The sequence below is a fragment of the Bradyrhizobium iriomotense genome (genome assembly GCF_030160715.1).
Classification (GTDB): Bacteria; Pseudomonadota; Alphaproteobacteria; order Rhizobiales; family Xanthobacteraceae; genus Bradyrhizobium; species Bradyrhizobium iriomotense.
In genome coordinates, this window is record NZ_BSOW01000032.1 from 80,159 (window position 1) to 94,862 (window position 14,704).

General features: G+C 60.0%; 13 protein-coding genes and 1 pseudogene. 6 read left to right on the forward strand and 8 right to left on the reverse strand.

Going from position 1 to position 14,704, the window contains the following annotated elements; translation table 11 throughout:
• Positions 1 to 128: 128 nt before the first annotated feature.
• The 5 genes from phnF to QQL28_RS35090 all read left to right on the forward strand — a co-directional run bounded on the left by phnF (position 129) and on the right by QQL28_RS35090 (position 4,537).
• Complete coding sequence (phnF, locus tag QQL28_RS35070; protein ID WP_284273076.1) at positions 129 to 926, forward strand: phosphonate metabolism transcriptional regulator PhnF; 798 nt, start codon at positions 129 to 131, stop codon at positions 924 to 926.
• Between the two features lie 256 nt (positions 927 to 1,182).
• On the forward strand, positions 1,183 to 1,992 hold the full coding sequence (locus tag QQL28_RS35075) for a helix-turn-helix domain-containing protein (protein ID WP_284273077.1): 810 nt from the start codon (positions 1,183 to 1,185) through the stop codon (positions 1,990 to 1,992).
• A gap of 28 nt (positions 1,993 to 2,020) precedes the next feature.
• Positions 2,021 to 2,425, forward strand: coding sequence for a transposase (locus QQL28_RS35080; RefSeq protein ID WP_284273079.1), 405 nt, complete (start codon positions 2,021 to 2,023; stop codon positions 2,423 to 2,425).
• Between the two features lie 845 nt (positions 2,426 to 3,270).
• Positions 3,271 to 3,942 carry a glycosyltransferase family protein gene (locus tag QQL28_RS35085; RefSeq protein ID WP_284273081.1) on the forward strand — a complete coding sequence of 224 codons (672 nt, stop codon included), beginning with the start codon at positions 3,271 to 3,273 and terminating at the stop codon, positions 3,940 to 3,942.
• Complete coding sequence (locus QQL28_RS35090) at positions 3,923 to 4,537, forward strand: CDP-alcohol phosphatidyltransferase family protein (RefSeq protein WP_284273083.1); 615 nt, start codon at positions 3,923 to 3,925, stop codon at positions 4,535 to 4,537. The genes QQL28_RS35085 and QQL28_RS35090 overlap by 20 nt, the downstream gene beginning before the upstream one ends.
• A gap of 414 nt (positions 4,538 to 4,951) precedes the next feature.
• Here the strand turns inward: QQL28_RS35090 and QQL28_RS35095 are convergent, their stop codons facing one another.
• The 5 genes and pseudogenes from QQL28_RS35095 to QQL28_RS35120 form a co-directional block, all read right to left on the reverse strand.
• Entirely contained in the window at positions 4,952 to 5,356 is a 405-nt protein-coding gene (locus QQL28_RS35095) for an ATP-binding cassette domain-containing protein (protein ID WP_284273085.1), read from the reverse strand.
• A gap of 61 nt (positions 5,357 to 5,417) precedes the next feature.
• Entirely contained in the window at positions 5,418 to 6,710 is a 1,293-nt protein-coding gene (locus QQL28_RS35100) for an alkaline phosphatase family protein (RefSeq protein WP_284273087.1), read from the reverse strand.
• Positions 6,711 to 6,713: 3 nt separating this feature from the next.
• Positions 6,714 to 7,991 (reverse strand): phosphonoacetate hydrolase, encoded by a 1,278-nt coding sequence (phnA, locus tag QQL28_RS35105; RefSeq protein ID WP_284273089.1) that lies wholly within the window; start codon positions 7,989 to 7,991, stop codon positions 6,714 to 6,716.
• An 8-nt stretch (positions 7,992 to 7,999) separates the two neighbouring features.
• The gene (locus QQL28_RS35110; protein WP_284273091.1) at positions 8,000 to 9,328 is read right to left on the reverse strand and encodes an amidase; all 1,329 of its coding nucleotides are present in this window, start codon (positions 9,326 to 9,328) and stop codon (positions 8,000 to 8,002) included.
• A gap of 217 nt (positions 9,329 to 9,545) precedes the next feature.
• A pseudogene (locus tag QQL28_RS35120) lies at positions 9,546 to 10,780 on the reverse strand (ABC transporter substrate-binding protein).
• Between the two features lie 104 nt (positions 10,781 to 10,884).
• Between QQL28_RS35120 and QQL28_RS35125 the strand changes: the two are divergent.
• The gene (locus QQL28_RS35125) at positions 10,885 to 11,841 is read left to right on the forward strand and encodes a sugar-binding transcriptional regulator (RefSeq protein WP_284273094.1); all 957 of its coding nucleotides are present in this window, start codon (positions 10,885 to 10,887) and stop codon (positions 11,839 to 11,841) included.
• A 432-nt stretch (positions 11,842 to 12,273) separates the two neighbouring features.
• Here QQL28_RS35125 and QQL28_RS35130 read toward each other — a convergent pair whose 3' ends face one another.
• The 3 genes from QQL28_RS35130 to QQL28_RS35140 all read right to left on the reverse strand — a co-directional run bounded on the left by QQL28_RS35130 (position 12,274) and on the right by QQL28_RS35140 (position 14,569).
• Positions 12,274 to 12,438: a hypothetical protein gene (locus tag QQL28_RS35130; protein WP_284273095.1), complete on the reverse strand. Its 165-nt coding sequence runs from the start codon at positions 12,436 to 12,438 to the stop codon at positions 12,274 to 12,276.
• 515 nt (positions 12,439 to 12,953) lie between these two features.
• A complete protein-coding gene (locus QQL28_RS35135) occupies positions 12,954 to 13,814 on the reverse strand; it encodes a hypothetical protein (RefSeq protein ID WP_284273096.1) in 861 nt (286 codons plus the stop codon).
• Positions 13,811 to 14,569 (reverse strand): DUF1353 domain-containing protein, encoded by a 759-nt coding sequence (locus tag QQL28_RS35140; RefSeq protein ID WP_284273098.1) that lies wholly within the window; start codon positions 14,567 to 14,569, stop codon positions 13,811 to 13,813. The genes QQL28_RS35135 and QQL28_RS35140 overlap by 4 nt, the downstream gene beginning before the upstream one ends.
• Positions 14,570 to 14,704: the final 135 nt, after the last annotated feature.

A 14,704-nucleotide genomic window follows, 5' to 3' on the forward strand; every position in this document is an offset into this window, starting at 1 on the left:
TCTGCTGACATGGCACCGCCCGTATGCGGGACGACGACATCCTTACGACCACAAACATCCGGATGATTGCAAATATATGACAAAAGGAATAAATATGGCATGTTCGAAGAAAAAATCAGGGGACCGAAATGGTTGGTAGGCCCCGGAAGAAGAGCGACGACAGACGTAAACTTGGTCGAAAGCCCGGTCGGGTCGTGTGGAAGCAAATCGAGGAGATTCTTGCCGAGGAACTTGTCGCTGGCCGCTATCCTCCCGGCGCAAAATTGCCAACCGAGCCGGAGCTGATGGCACGCTTCTCTGTAGGCCGACACACGCTTCGCCAAACCATGGCGGGGCTTGAGGCCAGAGGCCTTGTGCGGATCGAACAAGGCCGAGGTACGTTTGTGCACGATGAGATCGTGCACTATCGCATATCAGAACGTACCCGTTTCTTCCAAAATCTGTTGGATCAGAAACGCGATCCCCGATACCGCATAGTCGGAGCTCGCGAGGTACTGCCGCCGGAGGCAGTGAGAGATGCACTGCAACTTGCCGGTGGGGAAATGGTGACGCAGATTGACGTCGATTCGCTTGCTAACGAGGTCATCATCGCGGTGAGCGACGTCTACTTCCCCGCTGCCCGTTTTCCCGACGTTGCTTCCGTCTACACGGAACTGAACAGCACAACGAAGACCTATCAGAAGTATGGCATTCAAGACTATGTTCGGCTGTCAACGCGCATTAGCTCGCGGCCGCCGACAGAAGAGGAAGCGCGCCGACTGTTTCAACCAGTGTCGCGACCGGTCCTAATTACTAAGAAGACTGACGTCGACGCTGACGGCTCGCCGATAAGCTATTCGGAAACACGTTGGTGTGCCGATCGTGTCGAACTGACAGTTGAGAGCCCCATGACCAAAGCTTCGTCGCCCGACAGGCCTAAACGGTGAGTGACCGCGTATTCATTCCGAACAAAGCCGTCGTACGCAAAGCAATCGCCGTGCAAGCTTTCGCCAGCACACATGTCGCCGCGTCGCTAGCGGGTGCGCCAGCAGTGGCGTTCCACAAATTCACCGCCGGCACCTGTGACGGTCGTGGGCAGGCGATGACCAAAGGGACGCCGATAAAGCGGAGGGGCAATTCACACATACAGAATGGTTCAGGCAATCGAGGCACGCGACGCCAGCCCATTAGACGACCGATTCCATGAAACCTGCGATGCCGGAGCAGGCTGAATTGGTGGAACGGACGGGGTTGTTGGCGGATTCCTCGTTTGCGGTTGGGGAAACGAGGAGCTGTATCATGGCAGGATGGCGGCGCGCGGTTGAATTGGCGATGAGTGATGAAGAGATAGCGACCTTGACGACGCTTTCGCGGTCGCGAACTGAGCTGGCGAGCCGGGTATCGCGAGCACAGATGCTGCTGGCGTATCGGGAAAATCCTTCGTTCTGCGCGGTGGGCCAAAGACTTGGGGTCCATCATCAGACGGTGCAGCGCTGTGTCCAGCGGGCACTGGCCGATGGCCCGCTGGCGGCCCTCGATGATCGTCCGCGACCGGGCAAGGAGCCAACGATCACGCCTGAGGCCAAAGCCTGGCTGGTGTCGTTGGCATGCGACAAGGCCAAGGAGCACGGCTATCCGCATGAGTTGTGGACGACGCGGTTGCTGGCGCGCCATGCACGCGAGCACGGGCCGGCGGCAGGGCATGCGTGTTTGGCCAATTTGGTCCAGGGAACGGTGTGCAAGATCCTCGGCCAAGAGGAAATCAAGCCGCACAAGGTGCGCTATTATCTCGAAAATCGCGACGCCGAGTTCGAACAGAAGATGGCGGAGATCCTGTGCGTCTATCGTGAAGTCGAAGTCCTGAAGAAAGCCTCTGCCAAGGGAAAGCGGCGAGGAAAGCCGGTCACGATCGTCTCCTGCGACGAGAAGCCGGGAATCCAGGCCATCGCAACGACGGCGCCGGATTTGCCGCCCAAGCCTGGCGTCCACGCCACCTTTTGCGCGCGACCATGAATACAAACGCCATGGCACGCTCAGCCTGTTGGCTGGGATTGATCTGCTCACCGGCAAGGTCCACGCCCTTGTCAAAGATCGCCACCGCAGTCGAGAGTTCATCGAGCTCCTCAGACTTATCGATGCCGCCTATCCGCCGAACACTGCGATCAAGTTGATCCTCGACAATCATTCCGCGCACATCTCGCGAGAAACCAGAGCCTGGCTCGCCAATCGACCAAGCGGGCGCTTCGAGCTCACCTTCACCCGCAAGCACGGCTCGTGGCTCAATCTCATCGAGGGGTTCTTCTCCAAGTTCGCCCGTTCAGTCCTGCGCCATATCCGGGTGGCCTCAAAACACGAACTCAAGGAGCGCATCATGGCTGGTATCGACGACGTCAATCCCCATCCGGTCATCCACACGTGGTCCTACAAGCTCGCCGAGGTCGCCTGATATGATTCGAACCAAGAAAACGCTGACCTAGTTGACGACGCGGCCTGGGACCATTCGGTGTTCTCGAAGAATCGCGATCGGCTGTCGCATCACCAGCACCGCAGCTTTTGGGCGACGCTCTATCCAGCTGAGCTACAGGTGCATCCCCCTCAAAGAGGGGGTATGAAGTCATGATCTTTGCGTGCGGCTACCTGATTGTTAGTTTCGTCCGCGGTGTCATCACCACCCACCCCTCCATCACGAACCTGTCGATATAAAGGAATTCCAACGCCGAGCCGGCGCCGGTGTGTTCGCCCTGCTTGGCAGGCGCATGGACTATTCTACCGGATTCCAGGAGCGGTCGACTTGCGGCTTGATCGCGGCACAGTCGCGCTCGACATCGGCCTCCGGTCCATCGCGCCTTTGGCCCGTCGGCGCTACCCCAACACTACGCATCGTCAATGTCACCGCACCGTTTGAGTTTGGTGCAAGTGCTTGGAGGGACGAATGCTCGCTCTCCACATGGGATTCGTTGGAGCTCCGCCCGGCGTTCGGGACAACAGTCTGCGTTATCCGAGACGCCGTCCAGCCGCGAGGCCGCACGACATTAGATCTGTCGGACAACGGCGATACGTGCGGCATCACGCGTCTTCTACCCTGATTGCCACGCGCGCACGCTCACGTGACTCTGAAGTCAGCGCCCCAATGCTAGCGCGGCTTATGTTCACCAGGATTGCATCTTAATTCATGCCCCGATGCTTGACAGTCGGAACGTCGCGGAATGCGGCTAATCTGAACGCTTGCGCACACGCACAGTCTCAAGGCGTCAACTACTAACTCTCGCAATTGATCTAGATGACAGAAACATGCCACGTATCGAGCGACAAACATCGGCTGGTCAACGCACAGGGAATCGACATGCAATTCTACTCGCAATCTCTTCTCGCCAACGCGCCGCCGCGGACGAGATCCTTGCGTTCATGCGCGCCGGCAAAAACAGGCTGCCGGTCGTAGTCGTTCAACGAACTAAGGCCGATGTCTTTTTCGAAGAACACTCGCTACGCTATCTGATGATGGATGATGCGGCGAACGCGGCGACCGTGGCGCCTTTTGGACCTTCAATGGAAGGTGCGGGAGTGATCCTATCCGATGACAGTCTTATATCCGAAATTCGGCTGAGGCAAACAGGCGCAAGCCTGTTATGCGGCCCTCCCCTCTTCAAGACGATGGGCCTGATCCGCTTCTCTAGCTCGGCGCTGCGGACAACGCTCGCTCCGGAGCTCGATACTCTCATCGGCTCCGGTTCAATAAACGCCTACACCGAGGAATCGCTCGCACACCTGATCGAGAAGCGAGGATTCCGGTTCGCCGCTGTGCGCTGTGATGAGCAACGATGGGTACGAAATCGACAGCGAGGAAGACCTAAGGATTGCCGAAAAGCAATTTCAAACCGATCACCAAGTACAGCTGTGAAGCGGATGGCTGTCGGAGTTTGGGCATCAGTTCTCGGAGCATCAAATGGTCGGCTATCTGCTTGATCCAGCAAATGCTATCACCGCCGTCGGCCTAGTCCTTGCGTCCGTCGCCATAAATTTTGCTCTTGCCGGAAGGATGGAATGTTCGATCGCGCTTGGCCTTTGGGCGATGCTGGCGGATCAGCTTGACGGAGTCGTCGCGAGTCGAACAAAAAATCGACAAAAGAATTATGCCAAAATGGGGAAAAGCCTGGACGGTTTTGCGGATATCGTGTACGGGGCCATTCTTCCCGCTCTTTTAGTTATTCTTCTGTCGGATGGTGCAGTTTACTCGCGAGCCGTCGCCGTTTTGATGATATTGGCGGGCGCGCTTCGCTTAAGCTATTTCAACAACTTTGGCCTGTCGGAAGACGGTTACTTTACCGGACTTCCCTTGTCTTATGACATTCCCCTTCTATCGCTCCTATTTATTGTCGACCGCTGGTGCTTTCCTTTTTTGACACCAACGAACGTAGCTTCAATATTCCTGCTGGTGTCCGTCCTTCATATATCCCCGCTACTTATACCCTCCCCTGGAAAAGCCATTTACTCGGCGATAGTCGCATACTCACTGGTCGCAACCGGATTCCTACTCGCACCTCTAACTGGTGTGTGGTGATCGCCCGTCGAGCGAGAGACCGCTCTAGGAGGAACGCTCCAATGTTAACCATTGAAATGGACCCGCGGAGCGGAACCGGTTGAATCGGCTTGTTAGTTGGAAACTGATCGCTCCTGATCCCTTTGTATCACGCAGCCATGTGGGCATGTGGTCAACGCGTCAGCGTTGTGCACCATGTCCACGGCCTTCGCGGTGAAGCAACACGGTGCCGATCGAGGGAAGTGACGTGCTACACATGGAGAACACCGGCTCAGTGAGCATTGCCGGTGATCGGTTCATCGATGCGCTGCGCGCCTGCCGTCAATTGAGGGCCATCACGAGCAATCCTGACTTATGACGGCCGACAACAATCGAGTCGGGAGGCAGTGGAAGCAAAACAGAACTTTGTGACCGCCCGCCCATCCGGGCAATTCATCATCCCAGATGCCTTAGTCTGTGGTGCTCCCGCGACATCGACGATTTCTCATTGAGCTTTCTGCTACCCTCGATTGCGTCATGCATCTTGGAAAGCGAATGCCAACAGCGCAATAGCGGCCGCGCCTCGATCAGCAGCGCGACGACGAGCTCGGGGCCGACCGCGCCGGGCGGCGCACCCTGGCGCGTCCGAGCGCGACGCGCTGGCGCTGGCCGCCGGAAAGCTGCCCCGGCTTGCGCCACAAGAGCAGAGCGACGTTGCCCATCGACGACGCGCTCGTCGATCAAGATCGAGCCGGAATCCGGAGCGTCCCGGCCGGCGATAAGGCGCGGCAGCGTCGATTTTCCGCAGCCGGACGGTCCGACCAGCGTCAGGAACTCGCCGTCGCGGATGTCGAGCGACACGCCGCTCAGCGCGGTGGTTGATCCGTAGGTCTTGAGAGGCTGCTCAACGATAGGGCCCCCATCACGTCTCCTCCGTCTGGGTACTGGCCACCGGGCGTTGCAGTGGCGCGCCATCCATACCCGTCGCATCAAGGCCGAGATGAGCGAGCGCAGTCGGCGCGATATCAATGATGCGGGCGACGCCCTGCCGCACGGCACCTGGCTGGAAGCCGGGGCCAGACACCATTAGGAAGGGCATCTGCTCATAGCGCGCCAACCCGCCATGCTGGCCACAGCCAAGGCGGTCGGGCTTGCCCATGGCGGGCGTGGCGACGAGGCTCGAGCCCGGAACGCCGAAAACGTTGGCCGCCTCGCTCGCCGCCATCGAGACGGCGAAGGCGAGACCGCCCTCCGGTTTCTGGCCGATCTGTACGAGTTCGTCAGGACCGAAGACCGCACCGACCCAGTCCCGAGACGTGAGAAAAGTGCGCAGTGCCGGCAGCGCGTGGGTGCGGTCGGGATCCACATAGACCAATGCCGAAGTGCCGTTCGAGACGGCCATAACATCGTTGGAGCTCGCGTTCTCCTTCAGACCCGCCACGACAAATTCGGCGTCGATGTCGATGACGCCGGTCACGGTCTGATGGCCGTGATCGGAGCCAATCAGAAGCAAGATGTCGTCGCCAGCAGCGCGCAACTGCTTTACCGCGGACGTAACCAGGCCGGCATGAGCATCCGCCGCCGCAAGCACCGCGAGGTGCTCGGGCGAGCCGAGCGGTGCTTCGTGCTGGATATGGTCCGGCTCGCCGAGCCAGAGCACGGCCAAAGGTGGCCGGCGCAGCAGTAGCACCTCGTCGATAAAGCGCTCGGTCATGCGCCTGTCGCCCTCGACGTCGAGCGACACGGCAAGATGATCCTCGGCCGCGACCGGCACGCGGCCGAACCCGAAGGAGCCGGCACGATGGTAGACATGGCCATGCCCATCGGGATCTTGAGCATAGGCAGCGCCGGGCGAGACGTTGCTGAAGACGATGGCGCCGCCGACTGCCTTCACCCGCTGGGCCAGTGTCGGCATAGCGAGCGAGGTACCCGTTACGCGCCGTTTGTGCTGCAGGAATTCGGGATCGCCGGCGTCGCGCAACGCAAGTTTGCCGTCCTCCAACAGTGCGACGGTGTTGCCCTGGAGGCCATGGCGGGCGGGGTAACAGCCGGTGGCGAGGCTCGCCGAGACGACACGGGTGCATGACGGAAAGACCGTCCGGTAATCGGCGAAACGCTCGGCCTGACGGGCGAAGCTGACTAGGCTCGGCGTTGTCTGCTCCGAGATCATATCCCCTCGCAGGCCGTCGAGCGTAACAATGACGACGCGGCGCATGGTTCAGACCTCCACCGCATTCAGCGCCAGCGAGAAGACGTCGTAGTTTCGCAGGGGACCAGAGCCGGATGCAGCCGCATCCGCCCGCAGCGGATGCGAGAGGATGAACGGGACGGTCAGCTCGGAAAGGCCGCCATGCGAGCGCTGGCGCTGGCCGGCGAGCTGGGCGAGATCGTGCTCCGCGCGACGCGCGCCAAGAGCCACACCCTTCTCAGCGATGACGGCAAGAACGCCTTCCCGGTCCTCTGGCAACAGAAAGCGGGCGCAGGCCTCGTCGCGAGGCAGGGCCAGGGCAATTCCGGGCAGCCTCCGAATGAATGCCGCGATCGTGGCGATCTCCACGTCCCGTCGCAGCAGGTGGGCGCGCACGAAGCCGCCGAGCGCGCCATGATGTCGGACGAAGGGGTCGGTGATCGGGCAGACCACGCGGGCAGCATTGGCACCGAACGCTTTATCGATTGCATCGCCGAGATAGAGTACGTTCGGTGTACCATCCGCTGTCGCCATGTCAGACATGCCGTGATCGGCGACGATGCCGACCACCGCTCCGCGCTCAATGAACTTGCCGATGCGCCTGTCGACCTCGGCCATGAAATCGAGAGCCTCAACCTCTTTCGGTGCGTGCTTGTGCTGCACATAGTCGGAGAGCGAAAGATACATGAGCTCCGGCCGCCGGGTCTGGAGCAGTCTCACGCCCGCGTCGAGCACGAAGAGCGAGAGATCAGCCGAATATTGATTTGGTTTGGTGCGGCCGACCAGTGCTTGCACGTCGGCGATGCCGTTCTCGGACTCTGTCGCAGAATCCGCCCTCTCGGCTGAAAAGGCGATACCTTCGAGGTAGCGTTCGAGTGCCTTGCGCAATTTGTCTTTCGCGGTCACGGCTGCGACGGAAGCGCCAGCTTGCGAGAAGGCAGCAAGAATGGTCGGCGCGCGCATCGGTGTTGCGTCGACCATCATGATCTCTCGGCCAGTCTCGCCGTCGATGTAGAAATTGCCCGAGACGCCATGCTCGGCAGGCGGTACACCACAGACAATGGATACATTGTTGGGATTCGTGAAGGTCGGCGTTGCCGCGAGCGCCGAACTCCAATAGCCGGTACGCCGCATGCGGTCGAAGGTCGGGATAACCCCCGCCGCGCTTGCGGCCTGGAGATAGGACGGATCGCAGCCGTCAAAGCAAACCACGATCGTCGGTCGCTTTGGCCGATGATAGAGGCGGCCGTTGACTTCGATCGGTGGGCGGACGGGATCCGGATGCGACCACGACAATTCAGGCGACATTGGAATTCTCAGGCTTGGTGTAAAGTGATCGGGCTGGTTTCGGCGACGACCCAAGCGGCGGCGTGCAAGAGAGAGCGGTCCCGCCCCTTTGGGCCGATGAGCTGAAGCCCGATCGGTAGACCTTGCTTGCCTCGCAGCAGCGGCAGGGAAAGCGTTGGTAAGCCGCAGAGGCTCCAGGGCATCGACATCACGCCCGAACCCGGTCCCTCTTCGAGCCGCGTCGCTTCACCGAGCGTGGAGAGAGTGATAAGCAAGTCGTGCTCGGCGAAGAGACCATCTGCGAGCGCCGTCAGACGGTCGGCGAGAGCGTCGAACTCGAGATAGCGCGGCGCACTCATGCTCTTGCCGTTCTGCACTCCGGCCTGGAGGGGCGAGCATAGCTGCGCGAAGTCTTCCACAGGCAGTCCACCAAATCGGAAGGCAAGATGGGCATCGAGCAGGCCCATCGTCACCTCTACGGCCCGATCGAATTCGGGCGGCAGGATCAGTTCGGGGATCGGCATACGAATCCGCGACTGCAAGGTTTTGAGTGCTGTGACCGCGTCGACGGTCACACTGGTCCAGCCGGGTCCGCGCACAAAGGCGATGCGAGGCGAAGGAAATTTCTCGACCGGACCGAGTTCCACAAGCATCGGGTTGAATGCGCCCGCGAAGAGCGCAAGATCGTCGACTGAGCGCCCCAAAAGACCCAGGTGCGCAAGCCGCGGCACCAGAATGTTCGAGCCCGTCATTTCCGTGAAGCCGAGCGACGGCTTGAAAGCGAAGGCGCCGCAGAAGGACGCGGGCAACGTGGTCGAGGCAGTATGCTGCGTCCCGAGGGCAAGCGGCGTCATATAGTCCACGACGGCCGCAGCCGAGCCGGAGGAGGACACTCCTGGCGAGCGCAAGAGGTCATGCGGATTTCGCGTTGGCGGTGGATGATACATGCCAAATTCGGAGGTCGCAGTCTTTCCGAGGATGATTGCCCCAGCCTCGCGCAGCTTGCTCACCGCAGCGGCGTCCGCTTCTGGCAGCCTCGCGCGATAAAGCGCACTACCGTACTCCGATGGCATATCGGCAGTATCGAAGACGTCCTTCACTCCGACCGGGAGCCCGTGCAGGGGACCGAGCGGTTCGCCAACGGCTTGCCGCGCATCTGCGCGCCTTGCTTGTTCACATGCCACATCCCGATCGAAAAAACTCCACGCTCTAATCTCCGGCTCGCGCGCCGCGATGCGATTGAGACAGGCCTCCACGAGCGAGAGAGCAGTGAGTCGCCCCTCGCGAATGGCGCGAACGGCCTCCCGTGCAGAGAGGCGAGCTGGGTCGGCGGATGGTGCGGACGCGATTGGCTGCATTGTGGTGTTGTTTCGTATGGTGCCGCGATCATGATCTGGCCAGAAGGACGGCCGCGACCATCAATCCATGGACTCGTCCAACTTCTCTCTGATCACTTTATTGCTGTAGGGCCGGAGTACCCGCCTGATTGCGCAGTCGATACTGATGCCGTACGACGCGAGATCGAAGACGCCTCTTGTTGCTTCCGCCGTGACATGCCCGGGTAATGCATAGTCCTCACCGCACTTTCGCTTCGTTTTGATCTGCGCTACATCCGGACGATACCGTACTGCGGAACGCTTCCGCCGCTGGAATGGTGGCAATCCGCTCGTAATAATCCCAGGGAAAGCGGCTCTGGCTTGGCGTTTTTACGCGATAGACGCCGAGATCATAGACGACGCGACCGCTCGCGAGAATTTTTGCCTCGCTGCCAAAGCGATCAACCGGCATCGTGCCGTTCACCGTGCCCGCATCGTCGGTATTGCTCGCCTTGACGGCTTTCAAATAATGCGTGACGGAGGCATAAACTCCGGCCTGCTCCCGCGTTGGCATCCCGTGGAGCTTCTCGAAGCGAGCGGCGAAAGCCCGCGTGCCGTCGCTATCGTTCCAATAGAAGCCGCTCGTGACAATCATGCCCTGCGCGGTTCGAGCCCGAGGCTGTGGACGTCGGTGATGAAGGTATGCAGCGCAGCCAACTGTTGGTTTTTCTGTCCGATCCCAAACTGCCCGGCCAGCTTGATCGCATTGACGGTATCCGCGCCGGCACTGGCGAGAGCGATCACCTGCGCCTGCGAGCTCTGGGCACGCAACAAGAGCGAGGCAAAATCCGCCGTGTTGAGCGGATAGCGAACGTTGCCGACGACCTTGCCACCAAAATCCTGAACGACCTGCGTCGCATCGCGCTCCAGATGATGACCGAACGCGTAATCCGCTGTTAAGAAATACCATGAACGCAATCCTTGCTCAGTCAGCGCGGCGCGCCGTGCCGCGAGCCAGAGCATAAGTATCGCCGGTCCAGTGCGTGACGTAGGGTGAGCATCGCACGCCAGCGATCTCGGCACTCGCCGCACCCGAGACCATCAAGGCACGCTTCTTTTCAGAGGCGAGCGTCATGAGCCCATTACAGCGCCGGTATGAGGCAGATCAACAATGACATCGACGCCACGGCGATCGAACCATTCCCGCGCGATACTGATAGCAATATCGGGCTTGTTCTGGTGATCCGCCGTAACGAGTTCGATTGGCACCCCGCCTATGACACCTCCCGCGTCCTCGACCGCCATTCGCGCGGCAATGATCGAGCCGGGGCCGCCGACATCGGCCACCACGCCGCTTTGAGCGCCCATCACGCCGATCACAACCTTGCCGTCGGTGAACTGCGCATGCGCGCAGGAAGACCAAACCAGACCCGTCAGCAACAATACGATCAAATTGCGAGGCATCAGAACATTTCCCTTCATAGAGGGGACCATAATCTCCAGTCAAGACACATTTGTGACGATTACGGTACATTTGTTCCCACTATCAACTCTGGGCGCGGAACTCCTTTCGGGCTATCCCTCTCCGCGGAGACAGCATGACTGACAACAATGACGCAGATGGCAGTTTCGACGCCGCGCTAGCGGCCCGGATCTGCTGGCACTATTTCAAGGAAGGGCAGACTCAGGAGCTGATCGCTCAGCAACTCAATCTCACCCGAAAGCGGGTTAACCGGATGCTCGCTGAAGCGCGGGAGCGTGGGCTCGTCCAAATCACGATCCAGCGTCCGCTCGGCCCTTGCAGTGAACTGGAATCTCGACTCACTAAGATGTTCGAGCTGCGACACGCCATTGTCGTGCCCTCGCCAATCGGCAACACCGATGTGCGAGTCTTGGTGGGAGCTGCCGCGGGCGACTACATTTCCGATCACCTGACTCCGGGCGGTGCGCTCGGCATAGCATGGGGCGGCACGATCAATGCAGCGGCCCAAAATGTGAGGCGCCGAAGTGGCGAAGCCAATCGCGTCGTGCTGCTGTGCGGGGGCTTGGCCGAAAGCACATCGATCAACCCCTATGACAACGCTTCAATGATGGCACGCGCTCTGGATGCGCGATGCTATTATATCACCGCACCGATGTTTGCCGCTTCCCCCGAACTGCGCGACTTGCTGCTGGCTAGCGAGCCGGTGCGTTCGGTCCTTGCTATGGTCTCTAAACTCGACTTGGCCCTTTTGAGCGCCGTCGATCTGACCGACCAATCAAGAGCGTTGGAATATGGCGTCATCACGCGGAACGATTGGCGATCCCTGCGCGCCGCCGGGGCCGTTGGCGACATTTGTGGCCACTATCTCGACGCCGACGGAAACGTTATCGAACATTCGCTTACCACGCGTGTAATCAATCCCTCTGTCAAATCTCTGCAGGCCATTCCACTCCGAGTTCTGGCGGCGGGCGGAGCGTCGAAAGTGGCGATCGTTCGCGCCGCGATCAGGGCGAGACTTTGCAATGCCCTCATTACTGACGAAAGCGCGGCGACTGCGCTGGTTCGGTCTTAACGTGGACCGGACCAACGATCCACTGGGGCAGCCAGCACGATCGGGTGCTGCTGCGGTGGAAATCGCTACATGCGCTAACCGCCCAGTGCCCACCTTCGCTATGTCGGAAATGTTCGGCTCGTTCGCTACCTATTTGTAGAGCTTGGCAGCCCACCTAATGGTTCGCGTCTACGACGACCTTACCGTCGGCACCCGCCCGTCCATCGCGACCGTCCGCAGCGGCTGGTCCTGCTGTGCCATCGTGTCCCTTCCGCTGTTCCTTCCGCCCCTCGCACCCCGTCGCCCCGCGACCGCCGTAACCGAATTTGCCGCCCGCTCCCGCGCTACCCGCCAATCCCTTTGCTCCAGGCCTCCCTCCCGAAACGTCGACAAGAATTTGTTTCGAAAGCTTTCCGCGGATAATGCCTTCGAGACTCGAGGGTACGGCTAGGGTCACGGTACCGGCGTCTCCGCCGTCTCCCCCGTTGCCACCGCGGCCCGCGCTTCCGCCATTTCCACCATTTCCGCCATCACCAGGCCCAGATCTACAGCCGAATGGCTGCCCCGGTATTGCTCGTCCGCCCTGCTCGCCATCGCCACCGCCTGCACCGTTACCACCGTCTTGCCCCGGCATCCCATCGCCACCCCTTACACAGATCTTGATTGATCCTCCCACAAATTCTGTAAAAGCTAAACGTATCGACACCGCCTTTGCTCCGTTCGCACCGGCCGCCCCATCGCGGCCACCGCCGCCGTCAGGGCCGCTTCTTCCCGCCGTCGCATCGCCTCGCCCGTTGCTCCCGGGACCACGATCATATGGACTTACTCTGTCCGGCGAAGTTGCCTTGGCAGGCCTAGAGATGGTGACCAGGCAAGATGCCGATATAATCTCAGCGGACCCAACGACCTTGAGGGACCTCTCGACATTGATGAGCTGACTACCTGTCCCCTCTAGGATCAATCGAGCACCGTCCGCAAGAACCAGATCACCCGCGCGCACAAATCCCCGGTGACGGTCCGCTGACCGCTGATTTCGGTGCCTTGGCATGGCAAACCAGGATAGCAAATCTGTTCGCAGCCTGCGGCTGCTAAGCTTGGTGCCATCAGCAGAACGAACAGAAGAAGAAGGCGCGCTACTTGCATACGTCATCTCCGGCGCTGCAGGCTTGGGGGGCCGAGAGTTGGCCATCAAGCAGGACAATACCGATTGCGGAGGCATCGGGCGCCCCTAGCGTCGGTGAGCGCTGGGCTTTGATATAGCCTTTCATCATCATAGCGTACCGTTCTGCCGGTGTTCCGTGATGCAGGCAGGGGCGGAAATTGAAGTCTCCGAGATTCAAGATCGTGTCGGAGAATCTGCGGAGAAGATCTTCCGGGCGTCCATAGCGCTCCTCCGCCCTTGCCAGAGAGAAGCCCGCCATATAATCGGCGTGAGGTTCAATGTCTCGCAGAGGCCGAACGATACCGCCGGCTCCGATGAACGAGGTATCGCCTTGATCAAAACATCGGCTGAACTGGAACGCGTGTCCGAGCTCATGAGCAAGGATCGCAAACAGCATGTTGTCTCCAGAAGGAGCCTGCCCCTTGCCAATCGTATCCGACTTACTGAGCAGCACGACTTCTTTGTCGCTCCCTGAAAAATGTCGATCGATTGTTCGCCACGCCGGACTTTCAGCGAGCATGATTTCGGGTCGACGCGGGCCACGCAACTCCAGCGCGGCGCATAACCTGCTCGCAGCAACTCCCATGCTGGCGAGGAATGTCTCAGCTCCAACGAAATAGGACCATTGCTTGGCCCGTTCGCGCGCTATTTCGTCCTTCTGCGCGACGATAGCGGCCTGCGAGGGAGCGGAAGCGTAGAGCACCGGAGGTAGGCAGGATGCAATTTCCTCAGGGCGCGATGCCTGCGAAAACGCGGGAACGGGGTGCACCGATGCAGCCGCAAGCAGACCGATAGCTGCTCGGCGAGAAAGTCTATCCGAGCGATTGCTCACCGAACGATACCGGGAAACAGGCCAGGAATTGGCATATGGTCAGGGACGACGGTGGTGGTCTCCGACAAGCCGAAGTCTTCGTAGCGGCTGATGGGCGCGGATGACAAGATCACCGCCTTGCGCGTGATCGATCGTGCTCTTGGAACTGGGGGCTTGGAGTCAGCAAGCTTCTCGATCTGGTCGAGCGAAACATCCCCTTTGCTTATCTTGTCGGCCACCTCGTTCAGCTCGCTCGTGGCACCCGCAATATCCGTCTCTTCAACGATGGGCTTTTCCAACGAAAGCTCGACAGAGGTGGCCTTGACCGAAGCACAGAATTTGCCGATCGACGGATCCGGGGCGCAGGGCACGATTTCCGTTACCGACCAGCGCGGACCAAAACGCCAAACCGCATAATACATGAGCTTTGCCTTTGCCGTGCTGACCCCACCCGTAATCATTGCATCGTAAAAAACCCGATGGACCTTTTCCCATGCGCGGTACTTTCGGTCACAATAGAAGTCGTGAATAACAGCCGCACGCCGATACTGCCCTTCGAATGGTCCGCCGACGATCGACCAAAGAGGCCATGGGATCGATGCCCCGTCAGTGACAAGGCCCTTCTCGGCCTGCCACGTGGTGCCCGAGGGATCGACATATCCGAACGGCTGATCGAGCGTAAACCTTAGTCCTTGTGGATCGAGGTCCCGGAGGACCAATTCGCCGACAAAGTGATCGACTGGCTCGGCCGCCGCAAACCCGTCGATTCCGACCATCCCGGCCGCAGCCAACGAGGTCGCAAGTAGGCGACGCCGGGTCAACGCCGGCGCCACGGAACGATGCGTATCCGCGATATCAGGGCGAGATTGCAAACAACGGATTGGTCTCATCGGCCGAGTCCCTCGTCACGC